Genomic DNA, 25,216 nt, shown 5'->3' on the forward strand with positions numbered 1-25,216 from the left:
CTGACTGGAGTGGTAAGGTTGCGCCGCTTAAGGCGGGGGGCACCCGCTGCGCGAACCTTTTCTTGACCTATGGCTGCTGCACCCGCAACCTCCGGCGCCTCCACCGGCACCAAGGGCATTGTCCGCCAGGTGATCGGTCCTGTACTGGACGTTGAATTTCCGGCAGGCAAGCTTCCCAGGATTTTCAACGCCCTGCGCATCGAAGGCCGGAACTCAGCCGGACAGCACGTAGCTCTCACTGCCGAAGTGCAGCAACTGCTGGGTGATCACCGGGTCCGCGCCGTCTCGATGAGCACCACCGACGGTCTGGTCCGCGGCATGGAAGCCCTCGACACCGGCGCTCCCATCTCCGTGCCCGTAGGTGAAGCAACGCTTGGCCGCATTCTTAACGTGCTCGGGGAGCCGGTCGACGAACGCGGTCCCGTCACGACCAATCTCACCGCCTCGATTCACCGCGATCCACCCAAGCTCACCGAGCTGGAAACCAAGCCCAAGGTCTTCGAAACCGGCATCAAGGTGATCGACCTGCTGGCCCCTTACCGCCAGGGCGGCAAGGTCGGCCTGTTCGGTGGCGCCGGCGTCGGCAAGACCGTACTGATCCAGGAACTGATCAACAACATCGCCAAGGAGCACGGCGGTGTGTCGGTCTTCGGTGGGGTGGGTGAGCGCACCCGCGAAGGCAACGACCTCTACGAGGAATTCAAGGAGTCCGGAGTGATCAACTCCGAGGACCTCAGCAAGTCGAAGGTGGCGCTCTGCTACGGGCAGATGAACGAGCCCCCCGGCGCCCGCATGCGGGTGGGCCTCTCGGCGCTCACCATGGCCGAGCATTTCCGCGACGTGAACAAGCAGGATGTGCTGCTGTTCATCGACAACATCTTCCGCTTCGTGCAGGCCGGCTCCGAAGTGAGTGCCCTCCTGGGCCGCATGCCCTCCGCCGTGGGCTACCAGCCCACTCTCGGCACCGACGTGGGGGAACTGCAGGAGCGCATCACCTCAACCCTGGAGGGCTCAATCACCTCGATTCAGGCCGTCTACGTGCCTGCCGACGACCTCACCGACCCGGCTCCTGCCACCACCTTCGCCCACCTCGACGCGACCACGGTGCTCAGCCGCGGCCTGGCCTCCAAGGGCATCTACCCCGCCGTGGATCCCCTCGATTCCACCAGCACCATGCTCCAGCCCTCGGTGGTGGGTGATGAGCACTACCGCACGGCCCGGGCCGTGCAGAGCACCCTTCAGCGCTACAAGGAGCTGCAGGACATCATCGCGATTCTCGGCCTCGACGAGCTCTCCGAAGACGACCGCCGCACGGTGGACCGAGCCCGGAAAATCGAGAAGTTCCTCTCCCAGCCCTTCTTCGTGGCCGAGATCTTCACCGGACAGCCGGGCGAATACGTGAAGCTGGAGGAAACCATCAAGGGCTTCAACATGATCCTTGCTGGCGAGCTCGACGATCTCCCCGAGCAGGCCTTCTATCTGGTGGGCACGATCGACCAGGTCAAGGCGAAGGCTCAGAAAATTGCCTCCGAAGCCAAGAAGGGCTGAGTTTCACCATCCCATCCGCTTCCTGAGCACTCGCCCCCATGACTCTCAACCTGCGTGTTCTGGCCCCCGACCAGAGTGTCTTTGACGGCACTGCCGATGAGGTGATCCTGCCCAGCACCTCCGGTCAGGTGGGCATCCTCACCGGCCACGTCTCCATGCTCACGGCTCTTGATGTAGGCGTGATGCGCCTCCGGTCCGGCAAGGACTGGACCAGCATCGCCCTGATGGGTGGCTTTGCCGAAGTCGAGGCCAATGAGGTCACCGTTCTGGTCAACGGCGCCGAGCTCGGCTCGCGCATCGATGCCGGCAAGGCCGAGCGAGAGTTGGAGGTCGCCGAGCAGATGGCAGCTGGCTTTGAAGGTCAGCCCCCCAGTACCGAGAAGGTGAAGGCCCAGCAGGACCTGGAGCGTTCCCGCGCGAGGCTCCAGGCCACCCGCGCCAACTGAGGCCGCGGGGCTCTCCATGAGCCTGCGTTTCTTCCTCGACTCGGCTGATCCTCTCGTTTGGGAGGAATTGATGCCCAGTGGTTTGTTCCACGGCATCACCACCAACCCCACGCTGCTGCGGCAGGCCGGCCAGGTCTGCCGCATTTCTGAATTGCGATCCCTCAGCCAGCGGGCCCTCAATCTCGGCTGCCAGGAGCTGCACCTGCAGGCCTGGGGACGTGAGCCTGAGGCGCTGTTGGATTGCGCCCTGGGCCTCGCTGAGCTGGCCCCTGGGAGGATCACCATCAAGGTCCCGCTCACCAGGGTCGGCACCGTTGCGGGCGTGAAGCTGATCGCCCAGGGCATCCCGCTCACCTTCACCGCCTGCTACGAGGCACCCCAGGTACTGGTGGCCGCAGCCCTCGGCGCTCGCTACATCGCCCCCTACCTGGGCCGCATCCAGGATCAGGGCCGGGATGGCCACCAGGAGCTGATCACGATGCAGCAGTGCGTTGACCGCAGCGGCTCGAGCCTGCGGCTGCTGGTGGCCAGCCTGCGGGCCACCAGCGACCTCAGCCGCCTGGCGGCGGCAGGGATGACCACCTTCACCCTCTCCCCACAGCTGACGGTGGCCCTGTTCAACTGCGAGGCCAGCGAAGCCGCCGCGGCACGGTTCGACGCCGACGCCACCCTGGTGGAGCGGTGAGGGGCAAGGGACGGGAGCTCGGCCTGCAGCTGCGGGCCTGGCAGGAGGCCGGCAACCCGGGACTCAGCAACGGCAGGGCCATCGCCAACCGGCTGGTCGATCTGCTCGGGGCCGAGGAGCGCCTCAAGGGGCCCGTGCGCGACCTGGCGGACCAGCCCTTACTGCTGCGGGCCCTCCAGGAGAGCGGGGCCGGCCGCAGCACCTCCGTACAGCTCCTGGCCGAGCAGCTGGGGAGCACCTACGCCCCGGCGGTGCTGGACGAACTGCTCGATCTGCTGGAGGCCGCCACGGGTGTGGCGGTCTCCAGGCCTCAGGGCCCTAGGGCCAATGCTGAGACAGGCGCTCCGGCAGCACCGGTCACCCCTGACGCTCTGCGGCCGCCAGGGCAGTCGCTGTGGCACTCGCTGCAAGCCATGGGCCCGGGCCTGGCCCTGGCGGCGGGCGCTGCTCTGGTGCTGCGCTGGCTCAGCGGCGAACTCGACCACTGGCTGTTCAAGTCGTGGAACTGGCAGGGCTGGCTTGTGCTGGCGCTCGCCCTGGCGCTGCTTCAGGCCCTCAGCCTCGGCCCCCTGAAGCGGGCGCGGCGCCAGTGGCCCCTGGAGCAGGCCGATGCCACCGAGCCCCGCCAGGCCTGGCGCTGGATCACTGCCCCATGGATTCATCACAACCATCTCGAAGCGGCCTTGAACGTGGCGCTGCTGCTGCTGATCCTGCGGGCTCCCTCACCGCTGCCGCTGCCCGATGTGGTGCTGCGCTATGTGCTCACCAGCCTGGCCACCACAGCTCTGGCCCTGCTGCTGGCGGAGCGGCGCACCACGGAACGCCGCTGGGATGGAGCCGCCGGGGCGGTGAGCGCCCTGATCGGCCTGGCGGCTGCCTCGAGCCTGCTGAGCTGGCGTGCCCTGTCCTTCAGCCTGGGTCCGATCGACATCCCCACCTGGGTGCTGCTGCTGGTGTATGGCGCCCTGCAGCTGGGCTGGCAGCTGCCCCGCCAGAGCGAGGACGACAACAGTCGTCCACTCGACCGCTTGCTGAGCAGCCAGTGGTGGTGGGGCCTGGTGCTCGGGGTGGCCTGGGCGGTGTTCAACCGGTTGGAGACGCTGCTGCAGCTGGTTCTGAAGTCGAGGGGAGCTGGGGGCTGAGCGGGCTGATCAGGCACGGCTCCAGGGGCTGGCCTCAGGTCTGGCGCCCCGCCCCGATCGCGGCCATGTACCGCCCCCAGAGCTCGGCCACCAGGGCACCGCTGGCCGCCTGCGCCGGCCGGTTGTCGTCGTTGCCCATCCAGATGGCGGTGAGGATCTCCAGCGCCGGGGAGTAGCCGATGAAGAGCACATCCACGCCGTTGTCGGTGGTGCCGGTCTTGCCGCGGGCATCGGCCACCGCCGCAGCGGCCCGTCCCGTGCCGCTGCGCACCACCCCCGCCAGCAGCTCGTCCATCGCCGCGGCATCTTCCCCACGCAGCAGCTGACGCGGCTGCTCACCGATGGGGGTCGTCACCCCCCGCTCCGGGCAGGAGGCGAGGCTGTAGATCGAGCGGCAGATGCCCAGGTCGTAGATCTTGCTCACACCATGCATCGGTACGCTGCGCCCCCCGTTGGCCACCACCGCGTAGGCCCGGGCCATCTCGTAGAGCAGGGTTTCGCGGCCGCCGAGCATGGTGTTGAAGTCGGCGTCGAGAGGGGTGCTGATCCCCAGCTGGCGAGCCTTGCTCACCACCTGTTTCAGACCGGCACTCTCCGCCAGGCGCAGGGCCACCACGTTCTCGGAATCGGCGAAGCCCCTGGCCACGCTGATGCTGCCTCCGGCGGCGCCATGGCGACAGCCCGCCACGTAGGCCAGGGGGGCGCAGGAGATGGGCTGCTCAAGGCTGGTGCCGGCCTCGAGTGCCGCCAGATAGGGGAAGAGCTTGAAGGTGGAGCCGGGCTGGCGCATGGCCTGAACCCGGTCGAAACTGGAGCGGGAGTAATCGCCGCCGCCGACATAGGCCAGGATCTTGCCGCTGCGGAAATCAAGGGAGATCAGGGCCCCCTGGGTGAGCCCTACCCGCGCGGCCGGCCCCTCCAGGAAGCGCTGCAACTGCTGCTGGGCGAGCTGCTGCAGCTTCGGATCGATCGTGCTCACCACGTAGTAATTGCCGCCTGAAGCCTTCTCCGAGAGGTTGAGGCCGAAACGGGTGCCCTCCAGCTCTCCGAGCACGTAGTCGCTGAAGAAGGGATAGCTGGAGAAGCTGGACTCGCGGCAGGCCGAGGGATCGATGTTCAGGGGCCGCCGCTGGGCATCGATCAGCTGCTGATCACGCAGGTACCCCTGCTCATGCATGAGCTTGAGCACCAGATCGCGGCGCTCGCGGCCGGCGGTGGGATCCTTGGTATTGCAGGGGCTGTAGCCATTGGGGCTGGGCAGCAGGCCCACCAGGAAGGCCGCCTGACCAACATCCAGATCACTGGCCGACTTGCGGAAGTAGAGCCTGGAAGCCTGCTCGAAGCCATCGGTGCCGAGGCCCAGATGGGCCCGGTCGAGATACATCTTGAGGATCTGATTCTTGCTGTAGCCCACCTCCAGCTGCAGGGCCACCCACAGCTCCCGCAGCTTGCGGCTGAGGCTGTAGTCGGTGCCCACTTCGGGGTAATAGATACGGGCCACCTGCTGGGTGAGACCACTGCCACCGCCGCTGCCCAGCAGGACCGAGCGCAGGGTGCCGAACAGGTCAACTCCGCTGTTCCAGCCGAAGCGCGCCTCCTCAGAGGCCAGCAGCGCCTGACGCAGATGCAGGGGATAAGCCTGCAGGGAAGGCAGAGCGGTGGCGGAGCCCTCCCTGGCATCGATCTGCTGCCCCGAGGCCGAGACGATCTTCACGGGGCCTGAGATCAGGCGAATGCGCGAGCCGCCACCAACGGAGGAGGCCAGCAGCAGTCCCCCCACCAGCAGCCCCGACCCCAGCAGGCTGCCCAGGCCCAGCAGGTGCACCGCCTGCTCCAGCGGGCTGCGGGGGTGCAGATAACGCAGGCGCGGAGCCGAGCCCTTGAGCGGCGAACCCAGCTGCACCTGATCGCCGTGGCGCAGGCGAATGGCGCGGATGCGGCGGTCGCGGTGGAAGAGCCCGTTGGCGGAGTTGAAGTCTTCGAGGGCGAAATCGCGCTCTCGGGGGCGCGGCTTCTCCAGAATCGCGTGCACGCGGCTGAGGCTCCCCGCCTCGATCGGCAACTCACAGGCTGGATCCCGGCCGATGCGGTAGCGGCCCTCACCCAGCACGGTGCGGCTGACCCGCCGCTGCCCCAGCCAAAGCTCCGCCACGGCCTGGCGCTCCAGCAGCTGGCCCCAGGCCGAGCGGATGGCGGCGGGTCGCCCATCGGGGCCGCCACGGCTCAAGGCGCTCAGAAGCCGCCGCCAGGCCCCGCGACGACCACCGGCCAGCCGCGGCTCAGTGCTGCTTTCAGTGCTGAGATCAGCGCTGGACTCAGTGCTGGACTCAGTGCTGGAGCCCGAGACCTGCTCACAGGCTCTCTCAGGAGCGGAGCGCTCGACCATGCGGGGATGAACAGGCGTGCCCGGAGATACGCTACGCGCAGCGATCTCCCGCCCCGTGCTGCGCCAGCGCGATCCCTGGGAGCCCTTCAGGCTCTGGCTGGCCATCACGATCGGGCTCTATGCGATCCGGGCCAGCTTCGCCGCCACCTGGGTGGGGGCCATACCCGGCTGGGTGCTGCTGGTCCTGGTGCTGGTGGCCCTGCTGCTGGCCAGCAAGGCCCTGCTCTTCCCCGGCCGGGTCACCCCGCAGCGCACGGGTGATGGCGGCTGGTGGAGCGACCTCCAGGACGACTGGCGTCTGTGGTGGCGCCGCCGCCGCGGAAACCCATGACCCCGTCACCAGCCCAGCTGCGGTTGCGGGATCAGCCGAGCAAGGTAGCCCGGCTGGATCCGGCCCGGCCCCTGACCATCGGGCGTGAGCGCAACAACCGCCTCTGCATGCCCGAGCAGGCCGGGGTCTCGCCCCATCACGCCGTGGTTCGCCACTCCAGCAGCCATCAGAGCTGGGTGGTATGCGACTGGCAGAGCGCCGATGGCACCTTTCTGCAGGGGGACCGCCTCCGGCAATGCCGACCCCTGGCCGATGGCGATGAGATCCGGCTGGGACTCAGCGGTCCGGTGCTGATCTTCGAACTCACCGCTCCGGCCCCCGCTGCCAAGCCACTGGTCCGGGCGGCTGCAGCGCCACAGCCCGTGGCGCCGGTGGTGAGCCACCTCGACATCGGCGGCCAGCAGATCGCCCTGGATCAGATCCGATCGGCCACCGTGCAGAGCCTGCCCCGCCATCCCCACATCTTCAGCTGGTGGCTGCTGCTTTGCCTGGGCGGACTGCTGCTGCTGCCGTTCCCGGTCCTGTTCTGGCCCCTTGAAGTGGTGGCCCTGGCCGGCTGGATCCTGCTGGGCTCCCGCAAGGAGCACACCCTCACCGTGGTGCTGCGTGATGGCCGCGCCCAGCGCCGCAGCTTCGCCAACCGGCTCACGGCCCTCTCCCACCGCAACGGGATCCGCAAGGCCATCGGCCAGAGTCTGGAAGCCTGAGACCCCAAGCCAGCCCTCCGTGACCTGGATCCTGCCGGAAGGCGCCAGCCTTGATCTGGAGGGGATCTCCAGCCCGCTGCGGGTGATTCGCGGGCTCGGGGGCGGCACCCAGGGCCAGGTGTTCGAGGTGGAGGTGACCGGCGAGCGGCTGGCCCTGAAGTGGTACCTGCCGGCGTGCATCGCCCGCGATCCCCACCTGAAACGGCGCCTGGGCGAGAGCATCCGCGCCACGGCCCCCAGCGAGGCCTTCCTCTGGCCCCTGGCGCTGGTGAAGCCAGGCCCTGGTGCCTTGCCGTTGCTTCGCCTCAGCGAACCAGGTTTCGGCTATCTGATGGAGCTGCGCCCGCCGGGTTTCGTGGGGGCCCATGAGCACGTGGGCGGCCACCTGGCCATCGGCCTGCTCCAGGTGCTGCGGGCCAGCTTTTTCCTGGCTGAGGCCTTCCATGCCCTGCACCTCAAGGGCCTCTGTTACAAAGACATCTCCCTGGGCAACCTGTTCCTCGAGCCCTCCAGCGGCCGCATCCTGATCTGCGACAACGACAACGTGGATGTGGATGGGCGGGATCTGGGCAGTGTGCTCGGCACTCCGGGGTTCATGGCGCCGGAGATCCTGATGGGCCAGGCCCGGCCAGGCGCCAACAGCGACCTCTTCTCGCTGGCGGTGCTGATCTTCCGCCTGCTCACGCGCCACGACCCGCTGCGGGGCCGCCGGGAACTGGCGATCCGCTGCCTGGATGAGCCCGCCCGGCGCCGGCTCTACGGCGAAGACCCGCTGTTCATCTTCGATCCGGCCGATCCGAGCAACCGTCCCGATCCGATCGAGCACGCGGCGGCCCTGATCACCTGGCCGATCTATCCCGAGCCGATCAAGCAGCTGTTCGAGCAGACCTTCTGCGCCGGCCTGCACGCCCCTCAACGCCGGGCGCTCACCGGCCAATGGATGACGGCCCTGGCCGCGGCCCTCGACCAGCGTCAGCTCTGCGGCCACTGCGGCCAGGAAACGTTCCCAGCCCCCGGCGACCCAGCCCCCTTGTGCTGGAGCTGCGGCAGCCCCCTGCCGCCACCCACCAGGCTGCGGCTGCCCCACGGCCAGGTGACGGCGGCGGCCGGAAACGAACTCCATCCGCATCACTTCGACCGCCTGCTGCCCCTGCGGCTGGATCAGCCGCTGGCCCGGGTGGAGGCCCATCCCAGCGATGGCGCCCTGCTGGGGCTGCGCAACCTCAGCGGCCTGGCCTGGCAGGCCGAGCTCAGGGCCGGCAACCGGGTGGTGGTGGAGCCTGGACAAGCCTGTAATCTCGCGCCACTGGTGCGGCTGACCACACCGGCCGGAGCGGTCGAGCTGCCCTCCTGAGCCTCCTCTCACGCCCAGATCCGATGCCCTTCCCCAACGTCAGGCTCGCCAACCGGCCACTGCATTTCATCTACATCTGCGATTGCTCCGGCTCGATGGCGGCCCAGGGCAAGATTCAGGCCCTCAACCAGGCGATTCGTCAGTCGTTGCCGGGGATGGCCGAGGTGGCCCGCCAGAACCCCGAGGCGCGGGTGCTGGTGCGGGCCGTGAGTTTCGCCGACCGGGCCGCCTGGCACCTGGAGAAACCCACGGAGGTGCACCAGCTGCAGTGGCTGGATCTGCAGGCCGGCGGCATCACGGCCATGGGCGAAGCGCTGGAGCTGGTGGCGGCGGTGCTGCAGTCGCCGCCGATGGAGGAGCGGGCGCTGCCGCCGGTGCTGGTGCTGATCTCCGACGGCCAGCCCACCGACGACTTCGACGCCGGCCTGGCCAGCCTGATGCGCCAGCCCTGGGCCCAGAAGGCGGTGCGCCTGGCGATCGCCATGGGCCACGACGCCGACACCGAAGTGTTGCAGCAGTTCATCGGCAGCGATCCCGGCGGCGGGCTGCCCGCCGGCGAAATCCCCGGCGGCAGCGGGCAGAAGCCCCTGCACCGCTCAGGCCGCTCGCCCCGCCGGCCCCTGCAGGCCAGCAACGCCACCTCCCTGGCTCAGTACATCCAGTGGGCCTCCACCGCCGTGGTGGGCGCCGCCTCGATGCCGGCCAGCCGCATGGCCGGCTCGGGGCCCCAGGCCAACATCCCCCTGCCGGATCTGCCCCCCACCCTGATGGATCCCACCGACGACGTCGGCCCCCTGGTGTGGTGAGCGGCTGGAGGCCGCCGCTGCAGGCCCGGCGCATCGGTGCGGCCCACCAGCGGAAGGGCCGCTCCTGCCAGGACGCGGTGGCTGTCGCCCACTGCCGCAGCCATGACGGCCAGCCCGTTGAGGTGATGGTTGTGGCCGATGGCCACGGCGGGGAGCGCTATCCCCTCAGCGACGTGGGCAGTGCCCTGGCCTGTGAACAGGCGCTGCTGGCGGTGGAGAAGCACCTGAGCCACAGGGCGCTGCAGGGCGCCCAGGCCCCGGGGCTCGAGGCCTGGGCCCACTGGCTGGGCACTGAGCTGCCCGAACAGATCCACAGCCGCTGGCTGGCACTGGTGCGGGAGCACTGGCAACAGCAGTCGATGGCCCCGGAGGCCGAGGTGCCACGGCTCTACGGCACCACCCTGGGGCTGGTGGTGATGGCCCCCTGCTGGTGGGGGTACACCGGTCTGGGTGACTGGGACCTGGTGCGGGTGGACGCCAGTGGGCAGGCAGCCCTGCTGAGCGAGGAGGCGGCTGGTGTTGGCGGCGGCGAAGCCACCGGCAGCCTCTGCCTGGAGCAGGCCGCCCAGCTGTTCCGCAGCGGGCTGGAGCCGATCGAACCCCCAGAAGCCAGCTTCGGCCTGCTGCTGAGCACCGATGGCATCCGCAAGTCGTGCGCCACCGACGCGGATTTCCTGATGCTCGCCGCTCACCTGATCGCCACCCCCGCCGCCGGCGCCAGCGAGGCTCTGGCCGCGAACCTGGATCAGATCACCAGCGAGGGCAGCGGCGACGACGTTTCGATGGCGATGGCCCTGCACGGCAGCCTCAACACCCCCTGCGAGGGAACAGCCGCTGTCGAGCAACCCATTCAGGCCAGGAGCTTGCAGGTCCGGATGCCCGTGCTGCTCGGGGCCTTGCTGGTGGCCAGCGCCGGCCTCGGGGCCGGTTGGTACTGGCTGCAGGAGCGGAGCCTGGCACCCCAGCCGGCAGCGGCCGTGCGCCGCCAGATCAACCAGCTCTGTCAGGGCCCCACCGGAGCCATCGCCGGCACCCTCAGCAGCCGGCGCAGTCAGTTCACGGGACTGCGCCAGGGGCGCCTCACAGCCCCACCCTTGTTGGCCGCGGCCGATCTGGATCCCCTCGGGGCCCTGATCGCCAGCAGCTTCGATCCCGCCACGGGTGGAATGGTGCAGGGGGAGGCCCTGAAGGCCCTCGGCCTCTGCCCGCTCCTCGCTGCTGCCCTGCAGCGCCAATGGCAACCCCCGACCATCCCTGATCTCCCCGCCCCCCGATGAACGACCACCAGCTCGGAGCCGCCCTCAGGCAGCAGGTGCTCAGCGACCTCCAGCGCGGCCGCGGTGCCGAAGGCCGCCGTCTGCAGGCCGTGGCCGGCGACCTCTGCGGCGAGGAGCAGATCAAGCTGCTGCCAGCCCTGCGCCATCTGGTGCTCTCGGCCGCCTTCGCCAGTGCGGCCAGCCAGACCCCGCCCCTCTCCGGTTCGCGGCTGTTGCCCAGGCTGATGCAGGAACTAGAGGAGGTGTTCAACCCCGCCATCTGCAGACGCATGGAGAGCGTGGTGGGGGGACTGCTCGACCTGCCGCCCAAGGACGCCCCGGCGGTCGCCATACCCATGGCCAACGCGGTGGCACGCCTTCCGGCGACGCGCAGACCAGGGAGGTCAGCTTCTGTGAAACCTGTGCCAGCTCCGGCCAGTCGAGGCGGGGGCAACAATGCCCTGCTCGGTTTCCTGGCCTTTCTCACCGGCGGCCTGGCGGTGGCCCTGGTGGGCGCCGTGCTGCTGCTGCAGCAGTCCCCCCAGAGCAACGTGGAGAGCCCCTCCACCACCAGGCCCAGGTCGGAGCCAGCCGTGACCGCCGCGAAACCCTCAACGCCGCCCCAGGAACCGAGCCTGCCGGAACCGCAGCCGCTCACCCCGCCTCAGCCGCCGGCGGCCAACACCGACAAGGCGATCGCCAGCGTTCAGGGCCTCTACGCCGCCCTCAGCAGCAAGGCCTACGACCAGGCCCGCCGGTTCTTCGGGGGCGCAGCGGCTGATCAGTTCGATCCCGCCTTCTTCAACCAGTTCGAGCGGGTGAGCGTGGCCGATCTGCGCGAAACCAGCCAGGAGGGCTCCAGCGTCACCCTCGAGGGCCTGGTGACTTTCGTCTATCCCGATGGCAGCGTCCAGAGCGAAAGCCGCCGTTTCACCATCGACACCTCCAGCACTCCCGCCCTGATCACCGCCAGCGACTTCGGGGGCGTGATCAAGCCCCGCTAGGTGGGGTTGGCCGCCAGGTGGGCGACGCCGGTGAGGCGTCAGGCGGTGCCGCAGAAGGTGACATCGGGGAATTTGGCCTTGGCTTCCTCGAGGGCCTTGCCCTTGCCCTCTTCCTGCCAGTAGTTGATCACCTCGGTGGCCTTGTTGAGGATCTCCACCCGCTCGTTGTCGGTGATCCAGGATTTGGCTTCGAGCTCACCCTTGAGGGTTTCCCAGGCATCCTCCCGGGGCCAGAAGAAGTAGGCCGTGAGGGGGCTGGGGCCACCACCCACGATCTGATCGACCGCCAGGGCGACGTTGTCGGGCAGCCAGAGGATCTTCAGCAGAAAGCGGCCCTCATCGGCCTTGGGGGTGTGACCGGAAGGAACCCCATCCTCATCAACCGTGGCCGAGGCCAGGGCGGCACTGGCTCCGCGCAACGGAGGACGCCCCTGGGTGGGAGCCTCATCAGCGGTGCTCACCGCCACGGCCGCCTCAGCGGGGGTCTCTGTCGTGGCAGCGCTTTCAGGGGCCGTCATGGTTTCGGCGCTCAAGGCAAAAAGGCAAACAACTAACGTACCAGCCTCTGAACCAGTCCCTCTGCAGCCGCGAGCCGTCCTTCTCTTCGACATCGACGGGGTGATCCGCGATGTCAGTGGCAGCTACCGCCGGGCCATCGCCGAAACCGTGCACCACTTCGGCGGCTGGCGGCCGGAACCTGAGCAGATCGACGCCCTCAAGGCCGAGGGCCACTGGAACAACGACTGGCAGGCCTCGCTGGAGCTGCTGCGGCGCCAGGGGCTCCAGCCCCTGCCTCCGCTCAACGTGGTGGTGGAGGTGTTCAGCCGGCTCTATTTCGGCGGCGATCCAGACGGTGATCCCAGCGGCTGGAGGGGTTTCATCCGCAGCGAACCGCTGCTGGTGCAGCACGGTTTTTTTCAGGTGCTGGAGCAGGCCGGCATCGCCTGGGGCTTCGTCAGCGGCGCCGAGCCGCCCTCCTGCCGCTACGTGCTTCAGCAGCGCCTGGGCCTGGTGGATCCGCCCCTGATCGCCATGGGCGAGGCACCCGAGAAGCCCGATCCCACCGGTTTTCTGCGTCTGGCCCTGACACTCGGCACCACCTCCTCCGGCGGTGCTCTGCCGGTGGCCTACCTGGGCGACACCGTGGCCGATGTCCACACGGTGGTGGCCGCACGGCGCCAGCGCCCGGACCTTCACCTGCTTAGCCTGGCGGTGGCGCCGCCGCATCTGCACACACCGGAGCAGACCAGCGCCCGAGAGGGCTACGAGCAGGGGCTGCGCTCGGCAGGGGCGGATCAGATCCTCCCCAGCACCTCCAGCCTGGAGCCGGAACAGCTTCTGGGCTGGCTGGGGACAGGGCCGCTCAGCGCTCCATCGCCGCCGGCGCCTTGAGGGCGGAGGCGGTGAGCACCTCATGGCCCACCTCGGTCACCGCCACGTCGTCTTCGATGCGGATACCGATCCCCTTCCAGCGCTCCTCGATCTGAGGCTGTCCCTCGGGCACCGCCAGGCGGTCGCTCACATAAAGGCCCGGCTCCACCGTGAGAACCATGCCCGGCTCCAGCGGCTGGGGGTGCTCCCCGAGGCGGTAGGCGCCCACGTCGTGGACATCGAGGCCCAGCCAGTGGCCGGTGCGGTGCATGTAGAGATGGCGGTAGGCCCCCTGCTCGATCAGGTCATCCACCGACCCGTTGAGCAGGCCGAGGTGAAGCAGGCCCTCCACCAGCACGCGCAGGGCCGCACCGTGGACCTGCTCTGCATCGGCGCCGGGAGCCACGCTGGCGATCGCGGCCAGCTGGGCCTCGAGCACCAGCTCGTAGAGGGCCCGCTGCTCGCCGCTGAAGCGGCCGTTGACCGGGAAGGTGCGGGTGATGTCGCCGTTGTAGTAGTCCGAGACACTGCAGCCGGCGTCGATCAGCAGCAGGTCCCCGTCCCGCAGCGGTGCGTCGTTGCGGGTGTAATGCAGAACGCAGGCGTTGTCGCCACCGGCCACGATTGAGCCATAGGCCGGTCCGCGGGCGCCCTGCTCAAGGAAATGCTGCTCGATCACCGCCTGGATCTGGCGCTCACTCAGTCCTGGACGGGCCACCTCCCTGGCCCTCTCGTGGGCTTCAGCGGAAATTCGCGCCGCCTCCCGCAGCCGCTCCAGTTCCGCCGGGCTCTTGCGCAGGCGCATGTCCTGCAGGATCGGGCAGGGGGCCACCAGCCCCAGGGCCGCATGGCCCGTGCGCGGCGCACGATCGAGCTGCTGGCCCCAGGCCTGCAGCACCAGGGGCTCCACAACAGCGTCGCGGCCCACGCGGAAAGCGATCCCTTCGGCGCCCTGGAGGTAGTCGGCAAGGCGGGAGGCCAGCTCGGCACGGGGGTGGGCCAGATCGGCGCCGAAATGCTCCACCGCCCCCTCGCAGCCCCAGCGGAAGCCGTTCCAGACTTCGGCGGAGGGATCCCTGGGCTCGACGAACAGAACGAAGGGGTTGTCGCTCTGGTGAGGAAGGAAAAGGGCGACGGCCCCGGGCTCATCGAAGCCGGTGAGGTACCAGAAGTCGCTCTGCTGGCGGAAGGGATACTCCACATCGGCGTGGTGACGCACCAGCGGGGCCGCCGGAATCACCGCCGCCGCACCCCCCAGCGCCTCCAGGAAACGCACACGACGCTGGTGGAACTCGGTCTGGGGGATCACCATGGGGTCTGAGCCTCTAGCGAGAAGATGGCATAGCCCATTGAATGAACGTGTTCCCATGCCGCGATCGGCCGCGACGACAACCCGATGAATGAGCTCCTGGGTCTGGCGGCCCTGGTGGTGGTGATCCTGATCGGGTCGGCTGTCTGCTCCGGAGTGGAGGCGGCCATGCTCACGGTCAATCCCCTGCGGGTGCATGAACTGGCCAGCAGGCCGAGGCGGGTGCGGGGGGCCAGGGCCCTGCTCGACCTCAAGAACCGCATGGGCCGCGCACTGGCCGTGCTGGTGATCCTCAACAACGGCTTCAACATCTTCGGCAGCCTGATGCTGGGCAGCTACGCCGGCTGGGTGTTCTCCAGGCTCGGCGTCGACCGGATCGCCCTGCCACTCTTCTCCGTGGGGCTCACCGTGCTGGTGATCATGCTCGGGGAGATCCTGCCCAAGGCCCTGGGCAGCCGCCTGGCGCTGCCGGTGTCGCTGGCCAGCGCCGCACCGGTGAGCCTGCTGCTGCGGCTGATGCTGCCGCTGGTGCTGCTGCTGGAGCGGATGATGCCGGCGATCACCGCCGAGAGCGAACTCACCACTGATGAGGAGGAGATCCGCCTGTTGGCACGGCTGGGCTCGCAGAAAGGCCAGATCGAAGCCGACGAGGCGGCGATGATCGCCAAGGTGTTTCAGCTCAACGACCTCACAGCACGGGATCTGATGGTGCCCCGGGTGGCCGCTCCCACGGTGTCGGGCCATGCGCCGCTGGAGAGCGTGCGCGATCTGCTGCTCACCAACACCGCCGGCTGGTGGGTGGTGCTCGGTGAGGAGGTGGATGAGGTGCTGGGGGTGGCCAGCCGCGAGTGCCTGCTGGTGGCCCTGGTGGAGGGCCGCGGCAGCGAAAGCGCCCTCAGCCTCACCGAACCGGTGGAGTTCGTGCCGGAGATGATCCGCGCCGACCGATTGCTCACCGCCTTCCGCCGCAGCAGCCATTCGGTGCGGGTGGTGGTGGATGAATTCGGCGGGTTCGTGGGGGTGATCGGTGCCGACGCCGTGCTGGCGGTGCTGGCGGGCTGGTGGCGGCGGCCCCAGCCCGCCGGGGAGGCCCAGGGATGACCGCAACGGCCATGGCCCCGCCGCCAGTTCTCGAGCGTTGTGAACAGCTGCTGCTGCGCTGGCGCGGCCAGCTGGCTCTGAGCGCACGGGAGCGAGCCAGCCTGGGGCCGGAACTGGCCGCCTTCGATCGCCAGCTGGGGCGGCTGCGGCGCCGGGAGCTCCATGTGGCCGTGCTCGGCCGGGTGGGCGTGGGCAAATCGAGCCTGCTCAATGCCTTGCTTGGGGAGCACCGTTTCGCCACCGACCTGGCCCATGGCTCCACCAGAGAGCAGCAGCGGCAGCCCTGGCCCGGGGCGATGGCCAGGCCGCTGCAGGTGCAGCTGGTCGACACCCCCGGCATCGATGAGGTGGCCGCCGCCGCCCGGCAACGCCTGGCCGCCCGGGTGGCCCTGGGGGCTGATCTGGTGCTGGTGGTGCTTGATGGCGACCTCAGCCGGGTCGAGGCCGAGGCGGTGCAGCAGCTGCTGAGCTCGGGCAAACCCCTGCTGCTGGTGGTCAACCGCATCGACGGCTGGCCCGAGGGGGAGCGGCAGGCCCTGCTGGCCAGCATCCGCCGCCGGCTTCCCGCCGGCGCCCGTGAGCTGGAGCTGGTGGCCGTTGCCGCGGCGCCCCGGGGAGGCGTGCTGCGCCCCGACGGCAGGGTGCGCAGCGAGCCCCTGCCGCCGCTGGTGGAGCCCCTGCGCGAGCGGCTCACCGGCCTGCTCCGGGCCCATGGGGAGCTGCTGCTGGCCCTCAACGCCCTGGCAGCCGGCGATCGCTTCAACCAGCGGCTCTCGCACTGGCGCCTGCAGCAGCATCGCCGCCAGGCTCAGACGCTGATCGGACGCTTCGCGGCCCTCAAGGCCACCGGTGTGGCGGCCAACCCCCTGATCCTGCTGGATCTGGCCGGTGGGCTGGCCCTGGACACGGCCCTGGTGCTGCAGCTGTGCGAGCTCTACGGACTGCCGCTGAGTGGGCCTCAGGCCAGGGCACTGCTGGGCCGCCTCTCCGGCCACAGCGCCCTGCTGGGGGGCGCCCAGCTGGCCCTGCAACTGCTGCTCGGCGGAGTGCGCCAGCTGTTGCTGCTGGCGGCGCCGGCCACCGCCGGGCTGTCCCTGGCTCCGGCGGCGCCGGTGGCCCTGGCCCAGGCGGCCCTGGCGATCCAGACCACCCGCCGGACCGGGCGGCTGGCTGCCGCCGCCCTGCTCAATGGAACCAAGCGCGGCCGGGCCCGCCCCGGGGCGCTGCTGCGCCGCCTGGGGCGCCATGACCCCCAGGCGCGTCAATGGCTGGAGCAGTGGCAGCTGGAGGGCCGCGAGGCCGTGAACGCCAGCCTGCTGCCGTGAGTGAATCCGCCGGCCAGCCGTCCTCGGTGGCCCTGTTCGGCACCAGCGCCGATCCACCGACCCTCGGGCACCGCAGCCTGCTGGCGGGGCTCAGCCGGCTCTACCCCCTGGTGAGGACCTGGGCGAGCGACAACCCCTTCAAGAGCCATGGGGCACCGCTGGCCATGCGGGCGGCCCTGCTGGAGGCGGTGGTGGAGGGTCTGGAGAGTCCCAACCTGTGCGTCGACCAGAGCCTGAGCAGCCCCAGGGCCCTCGACACCCTGGAGCGGGCGGAGCGGCAGTGGCCGGAGGCGGAGCTGGTGTTCGTGGTGGGCAGCGACCTGCTGCCCCAGATCCAGCGCTGGTATGCGGCGGATGAGATCCTGCGCCGCTGCCGTCTGGCGGTGGTCCCGAGACTGGGCTGGCCGCTCGACTCCCTGCAGATCGAGCAGCTCAATCGCCGGGGCGGCCGGGTGGAGGTGCTGCCCCTGCAGATCCCGGCCACGGCCAGCTCCGCCATCCGCCGTCACCCCGACCCTCAACTGGTGCCGCCTGAGCTCTGGCCGGTGCTGCTGGAGCAGAATCTCTATGGCCTGCGCTCCTGTCTGGCCAGCCGCCCTCCCCTGCGCTGATGCGTCTTGCCCTGGCACAGATCAATCCCCTCGTGGGGGATCTGCGCGGCAATGCCGCCCAGCTACTGGAGCACAGCCAGCGGGCCGCGCTAGCGGGCGCCGATCTGGTGATCAGCCCGGAGCTTTCGCTCTGGGGATACCCCCCGCGGGACCTGCTGCTGCGCCCCTCCCTGCTGCTGGAGCAGGGGCGGGTGCTCGAGGCCCTCGCCGCCGAGCTGCCGCCGGGGCTTGGCCTGCTGCTCGGCCTGGTGGATCCGATCGCCGGGCGCGAGCTGCCTGCCCTGTACAACGCCGCTGCCCTGGTGCAACGGGGCAGCTGGCGGGTGGTGGCCCGCAAGCGGCTGCTGCCCAGCTACGACGTGTTCGATGAACGGCGCTACTTCCAACCCGGAGACCAGGCCTGCCTGCTGGAGTGGCCGGGGGCCGATCGGGTCTGGCGCCTGGGGCTCACCATCTGCGAAGACCTCTGGGTGGAGGAGCGGGTGCAGGGGCACCGGCTGGCGGGTGCCGACCCGATCGCGGAGCTGGCTCCCCAACGCCCCGATCTGCTGCTGAACCTCTCCGCCTCCCCCTTCGCCCAGGGGAAACCGGAGCTGCGGCTGGAGCTGGCGGGGGCGGCGGCGGCCCGCCTGGGCTGTCCGGTGGTCTACGTGAACCAGGTGGGGGGCAACGACGAGCTGGTCTTCGATGGGGGCAGCTTCGTGATCGATCCCCAGGCCCGGGTGCTGCGCCAGCTGCCCTGCGCCCAGGTGGCCCTCGAGCTGTGGGAGCCCGATCTTCTGGACACGGCGCCAGCGGCCCCAGCCTCCCCGGCGCCGCCACCCCTGGAGCAGCTGTTCCGGGTGCTGGTGCTGGGGGTGCACGACTACGCCCGCAAGTGCGGATTCCAGCGGGTGGTGCTGGGGTTGAGCGGCGGCATCGACTCGGCCCTCGTGGCCGTGATCGCCGCGGCGGCCCTCGGGCCCGAGCAGGTGCAGGCCCTGCTGATGCCCTCCCCCTACAGCTCCGCAGGGTCGCGCCTCGATGCGATCGATCTCGCCAACCGGTTGGGGCTGCCCCACCAGACGGTAGCGATCAAGACCTTGATGGAGGCCTTCGACCACAGCCTGGATCCTGTTTTTGGGGGGGCTCCCCAGGGGCTGACCGCCGAGAACCTGCAGTCGCGCATCCGCGGCACGCTGCTGATGGCAGTGGCCAACCAGCAGGGCCGCCTGCTGCTGTCCACCGGCAACAAGTCGGAGCTGGCGGTGGGCTACTGCACCCTCTACGGCGACATGAACGGCGGGCTCGCGGTGATCGGCGATCTCTACAAGACCACCGTGTTCCGGCTCTGCCACTGGCTCGACACTGAGGCCGCCGCCGATTGCCGCCAGTCCCTGGGCCTGCCCGCCAGCGGCGAACTGATCGGCGCCGCCATCCGCACCAAGCCCCCCAGCGCCGAACTGCGGCCCGACCAGCGCGACACCGATTCCCTGCCCGACTACGACCAGCTCGATCCCCTGCTCAGGGCCTACATCGAGGAGCTGCGTTCACCGGAGGAGCTGATCGTCCAGGGTCAGGTGGATGGCGAGCTGGCACGACGCGTGTACCGGCTGCTGCGCACGGCCGAATTCAAACGCCGCCAGGCAGCACCCCTGCTGAAGGTGAGCGGCCGGGCCTTCGGCGGGGGCTGGCGCATGCCCATCGCCGCCGGACCGCTCTCTTGAGGGGGGCTCAGCTGAGGGGTCAGTGCCCAATCCGTGGCGAAAGCTGGCGATCGGGCGGCCAGCCCGCCAACCTGGAAGGAGCTTCTCATTGGCATGGCCAGCATGGGCCCAGCGGCACCGATCGCGAGCATCGGTGTTCCCAGGGAGATCAAACGGGATGAACAGCGGGTGGCCCTCAGCCCCGATGGGGTGAGGGAGCTGGTGTCCCAGGGCCTCGAAGTGCGTGTCGAGGCGGGAGCCGGCCAGGGGGCCGGCATGGAGGACGCCAGTTACGCCGAGGCTGGAGCGCGCCTGGTCGACCGCGAGGAGGCCTGGGGTGCCCATCTGGTGGTGAAGGTGAAGGAACCCCAGCCGGAGGAGTTCCCCTTCCTGCGCGGTGATCAGGTGCTGTTCACCTACCTGCACCTGGCCGCCTACCCCGAGGTGGGCCGGGCCCTGCTGGAGGCGGGCACCACCGGCGTGGCCTACGAAACCGTCCAGCTCGACAACGGCAACCTGCCGCTGCTGGCGCCGATGAGCGAAATCGCTGGTCGGCTGGCCGCCCAGGTGGGGGCCCATCTACTCGAGAAACCCCATGGTGGCAGGGGTGTGCTCATGGGCGGCTGCGCCGGGGTGCGGCCGGCGCGGGTGATCGTGCTCGGAGCCGGCACCGTGGGCTGGCATGCCGCCCGGGTCGCCGCGGCCATGGATGCGGAGGTGTTCCTGCTGGATCACACCCCCCAGCGCCTGCGCATGCTCGAGCCCCAGCGGATCGGGCGGATGGTGAGTCTGGTGAGCAGCAACAGCCTGATCGAGCGGCTGGTTCCCAGCGCTGACCTGGTGGTGGGCGCGGTGCTGACCCCCGGCAGCCGGGCCCCCACCCTGGTGGATGAGGAGGTGGTGAAGCGGATGAAGCCAGGCTCAGTGATCGTCGATGTGGCCATCGATCAGGGGGGCTGCATCGCCACCAGCCGCGAGACCACCCACACCGATCCTGTGGTGACCATCCATGGCGTTCAGCACTACGCCGTGGGCAACATGCCCGGCGCCGTGCCCTTCACCTCCACCGAAGCCCTGGTCAGCGTCACCCTGCCCTACATCATGGGCATCGCCGGTCGGGGACTGGTGGAGGCGGTCACCGAGCGGCCCGAGCTGCTCTCCGGCCTCAACACGGTGGATGGGGCCGTGTGCCATCCCGGAGTGGCCAAGGCCCTGGGGATGCCGACCCGCCATCCGATGGCCTGTCTGCGCTGAGCTGCTCCAGGGGCGGCAAGGGCCGCCGCAGGGCCTCGGGCTGCAGGCCCTCGCGCAGGGCCAGCACCAGGCCGGCAGCCTCCGCATAGCTGGCAGCAGCAATCGCGCTCAGACCAAGGCGCCCGGCACTCACCTCCAGCAGGGAAGGGTTGCCTTCCACGGCGATCAGGGGGATGCCCCGCTCCGCGCAGGCCAGGACAGCCTCACCGCCCAAGGCGCCGGCTGGGGCCACCACCGCGCCGATCCGGCTGGGATGAATCACGGCCTCACCAAGGGGCTCAGGCCCGGACACGGGCCGCAGCGGGATCAGATCGGGAGCCCGGCTCAGGCCCACCAGCACGCAGGGAAGAAAGGTGTGGCCGAGTTCCTCCGCCGCGGCCAGGGGATCCAGGCGCGGATCCAGGGACAGGGGGGCCAGGGCCGGGGCGTGGGCGCAGGGAAGGCCCAGCTGACGGCTGAGCAGATGGCTGATCACGGCTTCCGCGCCGGCGAGGGCATCGACGCCGCTGCCCTGGCGGTAGGACGCCAGGGCCTCACTGCCGGGGTCATCGGGGAAGCGGGCCACCACGGCGATGGCGGTGGCACCGGCCTGACGCAGGCGTTCCCCCGCCCGGATCAGGGCATCCGGCCGACCAATCCGGCCGCTGCTCACCCCGCTGGGGCCGAGCGAGAGGCTCACCTCCAGGGGAACGTCGGTGCTGAGCACGGGGCCGATCGAGAGTCCCAGGCTGGCGCGGCAGGCCTCGGCCACCTGCAGGTGGCGCAGGCGCAGCTCCTGCTCGATGCCGGCATCGAGCAGCAGGCCCACCCGCTGCGACGCCACCGGGGCCAGGGCCAGGTCGCCCGCCGCAAAGCGGTTCAGGGCCCAGCCCTCCACGTAGTGGATTCGCGGATCACTCCAGTACAGAGCGGCCGCATTGAGGGCATTGGGATGGGTGATCAGGCATCCGGAGGCGGCCGCCAGCAGCCGGGCCGCCGGCAGACCATCGCCGGCATAACCGCCGACGGCGCAGCCGATGCCGGTGGGAATCACCAGCAGGGTGGGCAGAGGCCGGCTCAAGGGATCTGAAGCAGGACCGCTTCGATCCGCAGCCGCCGCAGCAGCAGCTGGGAGCCCTCCTCAGCCGGCAGGGCGACAGTGATGGCCCAGCGCAGGGCCTCTCCTCTCTCAGCCAGGGCTGAGCGCACCTGGGGCAGCAGCGGACCGGGGGCAGCCTCCAACCAGAAGTCCACTGTCTCGAGCCGGGGCACAGGAGGACGGTTCAGCGCTGGAACTGGCCGAACTGAGCCTCATAGAGCGCATCCTCCTGGCCAGCCAACAGGTTCAGATCGCTGCGGGGATAGGACACACAGAGCAGGGCAAAGCCCTCAGCCTGCAAATCGGCCTTGACACCCATGGCGTCGGGCTGGTGCACCTCACCCTGGCGCAGACGGGCGGCACAGGTGGTGCAGACCCCGGAACAGCAGGAGCTGGGCAAGGGAACGCTGGCCTCCTCGGCCGCCGCGAGCACGGTCTGATCCGCCCGGCAGGGAAAGGTGTGGGTCACGCCGCCTAGCTCGGCGGTCACGGTGAAGCTGTCACTCATGGCGTGATGGGTACGCGGCAGGGGGCTGTCGATCCAGCGGTTCACCCCACCATCTTCCCGGACGGCGTGACCCCGTCGAGCGGCAGCTCCAGCCACTGGCCGGGATGGGGCGCCAGGTATTCCGGCGGCTGGGGCTGGCCGGGGCCACAGGCTGGAGCTGTGAGGCAGAGATCGAAGCTGATCGAGAGGCGCAGGTCCTCCTCGTCCTCACTGGGCAACACGGCATGGTCGGTGCTGGAGGGGAAGAGCACCAGCAGACCCGCCTGTGGGGCCAGGTCGTGCCAGCCGGCATTGAGGGGATGACCCGAGGCGATCGGTCCGTCATGGCCCACCGCCAGGCCGGGCACGAGCTCATTGCTGCAACGCCCAGCGAAGAGTCGCAGGCAACCGCTGCGGCCGCTGCCATCGCCATTGAGGTAGTAGACGGCGCTGAGATGGGCATTGGGATGGTGGTGGCGCCCCACCACCTGGCCCGGCTCCGCCACCACGGGCCAGCTGCGCTGCAGATGCAGCCTGACGCGCTCGAGATCAAAGCCAAGGGCCCGCAGGTAGTGCTGAGCTTCGCGGCTCACCTGCTCCAGCAGCCAGCTGAACTCAGGCCGCTGATGCAACTGCCAGACGCCATGAAAATCCCCGGTCCAGGCACAACCTGGATCGGGGTTGGCGTCCTGGTCGCCGCGCAGAGCAAGCACCTGTTGCAGCATCAAAGCCGAATCGAGCGGATCTGGCCGAAGCTGCACCCTGGCAATCGCCAGGGGGAACAGGCTGAGGATGCCCCGATCTGGCTCAGGCCATGGCTGTGGAACCACCGACCACTTCCAGGATCTCCTGGGTGATGGCCGCCTGGCGAGCCTTGTTGTAGTCGAGGGTGAGGCTCTTGGCGAGGGCCTTGGCGTTGTCGCTGGCGTTGTTCATGGCCGTCATCCGGCTGGCCAGCTCACTGGCCGCCGACTCCTGAAGGGACCGCAGCAGCTGATTCTCCAGATAGAGCGGCAGCAGAGCGTTGAGCAACTGATCCGGGCTCTGCTCGAAAACAAAGTCGGACTGCAGCGCAGGCTCCTGGTTCGGCGCGTTGCCGCGCTCGACAGCCAGCTGCCCTTCACGGGTGGTCAGACGGAAGATCTCATCGTCAGGGCTGGCGATGCCCTGCGGATCGAGCGGCAGCAAGGTCTGGGAGACCGGAGCGCTGCTCACCAGGTTGATGAACTTGGTGTAGATCATCTCCACACGGTCGGTGAAGCCGGAAAGGAATTCGGCCAGGATCTGATCACCGATGGAGCGGGCCTCCTCGGCGTTCGGCACCTGGTCGAGCCCGGTGAAGGTGGCCGTGATCGGATAAGAGCGGTTCTGGAAGTAGGTGGTGGCCTTGCGACCGATCAGCACCAGGGAGATCTCGTAGCCCTGACCCTTCAACTCGGCAAAGCGCTGCTCCGTGCGCTTGATGATGTTGGCGTTGTAGCCACCGCAGAGACCCCGATCGGCGCTGACCACCAGCAGGGTGATGTGGCTGACGGAACGTTCCTGCTGGAGCAGGGGGGTGTTGACCACATCTTCGAAGCGCATGCGCGATTGAAGATTCTCGAGAACCCGGGCCAGCCGATCGGCGAAAGGCCTGGAGCGGAGCACTTGCTCCTGGGCGCGACGCACCTTGGCGGCGGCCACCAGGCGCATGGCCTCGGTGATCTTGCGTGTGTTCTTGACCGAACTGATCCGGTCGCGGATTTCCTTGAGGTTGGCCATGGTGGGGAGACCTCAGGCTGCGGCCAGAAGGGTGGACTTGACGTCGTTGATGGCGTCCTTGAGCATCGACTCAGCCTCGTCGCTGAGAACCTTCTCGGTCTGAACCTTGGTGATGAACTCAGGCTTGTTGGTCTTGAGGTAGTCGCGCAGTTCACGACAGAACTGCACCACCTGATCCACAGGCACCTCATCGATCAGGCCCTTGACACCGGCATACACCACCGCCACCTGCTCAGCCAGGAGCAGTGGGCTGTACTGAGGCTGCTTGAGCAGCTCGCGCAGGCGCTTGCCCCGTCCCAGCTGCGCCTGGGTGGCGGCATCTAGGTCGGAGGCGAACTGGGAGAAGGCGGCCAGTTCATCGAACTGGGCCAGCTCCAGCTTGAGGGTGCCGGCGATCTTCTTGATCGCCTTGGTCTGGGCGGCACCACCCACCCGGCTCACGGAGATGCCCACGTTGATGGCTGGGCGCAGGCCGGAGTTGAACAGGTCGGAGCTCAGGAACACCTGGCCATCGGTGATCGAGATCACGTTGGTGGGGATGTAGGCCGAGACGTCGCCGGCCTGGGTTTCAATGATCGGCAGGGCGGTCATGCTGCCCTTGCCCATCTCATCGGAGAGCTTGGCGGCGCGCTCGAGCAGCCGGCTGTGGCAGTAGAAGACATCGCCGGGGTAGGCCTCACGACCGGGTGGACGGCGCAGCAGCAGTGACATCTGGCGGTAGGCCTGGGCCTGCTTGGTCAGGTCGTCGTAAACCACCAGGGTGGCCTTGCCCTCGTACATGAAGGACTCGGCGATGGCGGCGCCGGTGTAGGGGGCCAGATACTGGAGTGCGGCGGGCTCGGAGGCGCTGGCGGCCACCACCACGGTGTAATCCAGGGCGCCGCGCTCACGAAGCACTTCCACCACGTTGGCGACCGAGGCCGACTTCTGACCGATGGCCACGTAGACGCAGACGACGTCCTCACCCTTCTGGTTGAGGATGGTGTCGATGGCGATGGCGGTCTTGCCGGTCTGACGGTCGCCGATGATCAGTTCCCGCTGGCCGCGGCCAATGGGAATCATGGCGTCGATGGCCGTGATGCCGGTCTGCATCGGCTCATGCACCGACTTGCGCTGAATGATGCCGGGGGCCATCGACTCGATCAGGCGGGTCGAGGTGGTGGCGATCTCACCCTTGCCGTCGATCGGCACACCCAGGGGGTTGATCACCCGGCCGAGCATCGCCTCGCCCACCGGCACCTCGGCGATGCGGGTGGTGGCCTTGACGGTGCTCCCTTCCCGGATACCGATGCCATCGGTCAGAAGCACGGCGCCGACGTTGTCGTCCTCGAGGTTGAGAGCAATGCCTTCACTGCCATCGTCGAACTGCACCAATTCACCGGACATGACCTGCTGCAGGCCGTAGATCCGGGCGATGCCGTCACCCACCGACAGCACGGTTCCAACGTTGCTGACCGAGACGGACTTGTCGTAGTCCTCGATCTGCTGCTTGAGGATGGCGCTGATCTCGTCGGGGCGGATGGAAACCATGGGTGGGGGATCCCCTGATGGGGAGGCGATGGAAGGAAG

The 25,216-nt window shown here is 69.1% G+C and carries 25 protein-coding genes; 16 read left to right on the forward strand and 9 right to left on the reverse strand.

Annotated features, from left to right (window positions below; translation table 11 throughout):
* Window positions 1–69 precede the first annotated feature (69 nt).
* From atpD to WH5701_RS09130, 4 genes are read left to right on the forward strand one after another with little or no spacing between them, the layout of a single operon-like run.
* Window positions 70–1,548, forward strand: coding sequence for a F0F1 ATP synthase subunit beta (gene atpD, locus WH5701_RS09115; RefSeq protein ID WP_006171953.1), 1,479 nt, complete (start codon window positions 70–72; stop codon window positions 1,546–1,548).
* 38 nt (window positions 1,549–1,586) lie between these two features.
* Complete coding sequence (gene atpC, locus WH5701_RS09120; protein ID WP_006171954.1) at window positions 1,587–1,994, forward strand: ATP synthase F1 subunit epsilon; 408 nt, start codon at window positions 1,587–1,589, stop codon at window positions 1,992–1,994.
* Window positions 1,995–2,010: 16 nt separating this feature from the next.
* Window positions 2,011–2,679 carry a transaldolase family protein gene (locus tag WH5701_RS09125; RefSeq protein ID WP_006171955.1) on the forward strand — a complete coding sequence of 223 codons (669 nt, stop codon included), beginning with the start codon at window positions 2,011–2,013 and terminating at the stop codon, window positions 2,677–2,679.
* Window positions 2,676–3,821, forward strand: a complete 1,146-nt coding sequence (locus WH5701_RS09130) for a rhomboid family intramembrane serine protease (RefSeq protein WP_006171956.1) — start codon at window positions 2,676–2,678, stop codon at window positions 3,819–3,821. Before WH5701_RS09125 ends, WH5701_RS09130 begins: the two co-directional genes overlap by 4 nt.
* Window positions 3,822–3,855: 34 nt before the next feature.
* On the opposite strand, the gene WH5701_RS09135 is transcribed toward WH5701_RS09130, so the two are convergent.
* Complete coding sequence (locus WH5701_RS09135) at window positions 3,856–6,207, reverse strand: transglycosylase domain-containing protein (protein WP_006171957.1); 2,352 nt, start codon at window positions 6,205–6,207, stop codon at window positions 3,856–3,858.
* A gap of 16 nt (window positions 6,208–6,223) precedes the next feature.
* Here WH5701_RS09135 and WH5701_RS09140 point away from each other — a divergent pair, with 16 nt between their 5' ends.
* Genes WH5701_RS09140 through WH5701_RS09165 form a run of 6 tightly spaced genes read left to right on the forward strand, consistent with a single transcriptional unit; the run spans window position 6,224 to window position 11,665 of the window.
* Window positions 6,224–6,538 carry a hypothetical protein gene (locus tag WH5701_RS09140; protein ID WP_232201815.1) on the forward strand — a complete coding sequence of 105 codons (315 nt, stop codon included), beginning with the start codon at window positions 6,224–6,226 and terminating at the stop codon, window positions 6,536–6,538.
* Window positions 6,535–7,245 carry an FHA domain-containing protein gene (locus WH5701_RS09145; RefSeq protein ID WP_006171959.1) on the forward strand — a complete coding sequence of 237 codons (711 nt, stop codon included), beginning with the start codon at window positions 6,535–6,537 and terminating at the stop codon, window positions 7,243–7,245. Before WH5701_RS09140 ends, WH5701_RS09145 begins: the two co-directional genes overlap by 4 nt.
* A 19-nt stretch (window positions 7,246–7,264) precedes the next feature.
* Window positions 7,265–8,599 (forward strand): hypothetical protein, encoded by a 1,335-nt coding sequence (locus WH5701_RS09150; protein ID WP_006171960.1) that lies wholly within the window; start codon window positions 7,265–7,267, stop codon window positions 8,597–8,599.
* Window positions 8,600–8,622: 23 nt separating this feature from the next.
* Window positions 8,623–9,405: a VWA domain-containing protein gene (locus tag WH5701_RS09155; RefSeq protein WP_006171961.1), complete on the forward strand. Its 783-nt coding sequence runs from the start codon at window positions 8,623–8,625 to the stop codon at window positions 9,403–9,405.
* Entirely contained in the window at window positions 9,402–10,682 is a 1,281-nt protein-coding gene (locus WH5701_RS09160) for a protein phosphatase 2C domain-containing protein (RefSeq protein WP_198005161.1), read from the forward strand. Before WH5701_RS09155 ends, WH5701_RS09160 begins: the two co-directional genes overlap by 4 nt.
* Window positions 10,679–11,665 carry a hypothetical protein gene (locus WH5701_RS09165; RefSeq protein ID WP_006171963.1) on the forward strand — a complete coding sequence of 329 codons (987 nt, stop codon included), beginning with the start codon at window positions 10,679–10,681 and terminating at the stop codon, window positions 11,663–11,665. Before WH5701_RS09160 ends, WH5701_RS09165 begins: the two co-directional genes overlap by 4 nt.
* A gap of 38 nt (window positions 11,666–11,703) precedes the next feature.
* Here WH5701_RS09165 and WH5701_RS09170 read toward each other — a convergent pair whose 3' ends face one another.
* A complete protein-coding gene (locus tag WH5701_RS09170; RefSeq protein WP_006171964.1) occupies window positions 11,704–12,198 on the reverse strand; it encodes a 30S ribosomal protein PSRP-3 in 495 nt (164 codons plus the stop codon).
* On the opposite strand from WH5701_RS09170, the gene WH5701_RS09175 reads away from it, so the two are divergent.
* Window positions 12,182–13,057, forward strand: coding sequence for a TIGR01548 family HAD-type hydrolase (locus WH5701_RS09175; protein WP_083781881.1), 876 nt, complete (start codon window positions 12,182–12,184; stop codon window positions 13,055–13,057). The two genes, WH5701_RS09170 and WH5701_RS09175, sit on opposite strands and share 17 nt — an antisense overlap.
* Here the strand turns inward: WH5701_RS09175 and WH5701_RS09180 are convergent.
* Complete coding sequence (locus tag WH5701_RS09180; RefSeq protein WP_006171966.1) at window positions 13,029–14,348, reverse strand: aminopeptidase P N-terminal domain-containing protein; 1,320 nt, start codon at window positions 14,346–14,348, stop codon at window positions 13,029–13,031. The two genes, WH5701_RS09175 and WH5701_RS09180, sit on opposite strands and share 29 nt — an antisense overlap.
* An 84-nt stretch (window positions 14,349–14,432) precedes the next feature.
* On the opposite strand from WH5701_RS09180, the gene WH5701_RS09185 reads away from it, so the two are divergent.
* The 5 genes from WH5701_RS09185 (at window position 14,433) to ald (ending at window position 20,321) form a co-directional block, all read left to right on the forward strand.
* Complete coding sequence (locus WH5701_RS09185) at window positions 14,433–15,446, forward strand: CNNM domain-containing protein (RefSeq protein WP_006171967.1); 1,014 nt, start codon at window positions 14,433–14,435, stop codon at window positions 15,444–15,446.
* Window positions 15,443–16,771, forward strand: coding sequence for a DUF697 domain-containing protein (locus tag WH5701_RS09190; protein WP_232201816.1), 1,329 nt, complete (start codon window positions 15,443–15,445; stop codon window positions 16,769–16,771). The genes WH5701_RS09185 and WH5701_RS09190 overlap by 4 nt, the downstream gene beginning before the upstream one ends.
* Window positions 16,768–17,382: a nicotinate-nucleotide adenylyltransferase gene (locus WH5701_RS09195; protein WP_006171969.1), complete on the forward strand. Its 615-nt coding sequence runs from the start codon at window positions 16,768–16,770 to the stop codon at window positions 17,380–17,382. The genes WH5701_RS09190 and WH5701_RS09195 overlap by 4 nt, the downstream gene beginning before the upstream one ends.
* Window positions 17,382–19,088 carry an NAD+ synthase gene (locus tag WH5701_RS09200; protein ID WP_006171970.1) on the forward strand — a complete coding sequence of 569 codons (1,707 nt, stop codon included), beginning with the start codon at window positions 17,382–17,384 and terminating at the stop codon, window positions 19,086–19,088. The genes WH5701_RS09195 and WH5701_RS09200 overlap by 1 nt, the downstream gene beginning before the upstream one ends.
* Window positions 19,089–19,181: 93 nt before the next feature.
* On the forward strand, window positions 19,182–20,321 hold the full coding sequence (gene ald / locus WH5701_RS09205; protein ID WP_037980834.1) for an alanine dehydrogenase: 1,140 nt from the start codon (window positions 19,182–19,184) through the stop codon (window positions 20,319–20,321).
* Here ald and WH5701_RS09210 read toward each other — a convergent pair.
* The 6 genes from WH5701_RS09210 to atpA are packed head-to-tail and all read right to left on the reverse strand — an operon-like array spanning window position 20,233 to window position 25,177.
* On the reverse strand, window positions 20,233–21,381 hold the full coding sequence (locus WH5701_RS09210) for a DUF3326 domain-containing protein (RefSeq protein WP_006171972.1): 1,149 nt from the start codon (window positions 21,379–21,381) through the stop codon (window positions 20,233–20,235). The two genes, ald and WH5701_RS09210, sit on opposite strands and share 89 nt — an antisense overlap.
* Window positions 21,378–21,572, reverse strand: coding sequence for a hypothetical protein (locus WH5701_RS09215; protein WP_006171973.1), 195 nt, complete (start codon window positions 21,570–21,572; stop codon window positions 21,378–21,380). The genes WH5701_RS09210 and WH5701_RS09215 overlap by 4 nt, the downstream gene beginning before the upstream one ends.
* An 11-nt stretch (window positions 21,573–21,583) precedes the next feature.
* A complete protein-coding gene (locus tag WH5701_RS09220; RefSeq protein WP_037980836.1) occupies window positions 21,584–21,907 on the reverse strand; it encodes a 2Fe-2S iron-sulfur cluster-binding protein in 324 nt (107 codons plus the stop codon).
* A gap of 41 nt (window positions 21,908–21,948) precedes the next feature.
* On the reverse strand, window positions 21,949–22,716 hold the full coding sequence (locus tag WH5701_RS09225; RefSeq protein ID WP_006171975.1) for a TIGR02466 family protein: 768 nt from the start codon (window positions 22,714–22,716) through the stop codon (window positions 21,949–21,951).
* Window positions 22,694–23,647, reverse strand: coding sequence for a F0F1 ATP synthase subunit gamma (locus WH5701_RS09230; RefSeq protein ID WP_006171976.1), 954 nt, complete (start codon window positions 23,645–23,647; stop codon window positions 22,694–22,696). Before WH5701_RS09230 ends, WH5701_RS09225 begins: the two co-directional genes overlap by 23 nt.
* 12 nt (window positions 23,648–23,659) lie before the next feature.
* Window positions 23,660–25,177 (reverse strand): F0F1 ATP synthase subunit alpha, encoded by a 1,518-nt coding sequence (gene atpA, locus WH5701_RS09235; RefSeq protein WP_006171977.1) that lies wholly within the window; start codon window positions 25,175–25,177, stop codon window positions 23,660–23,662.
* Between the last annotated feature and the right edge of the window lie 39 nt (window positions 25,178–25,216).

The sequence above is a fragment of the Synechococcus sp. WH 5701 genome (genome assembly GCF_000153045.1).
GTDB classification, from domain to species: domain Bacteria; phylum Cyanobacteriota; class Cyanobacteriia; order PCC-6307; family Cyanobiaceae; genus Regnicoccus_A; species Regnicoccus_A antarcticus.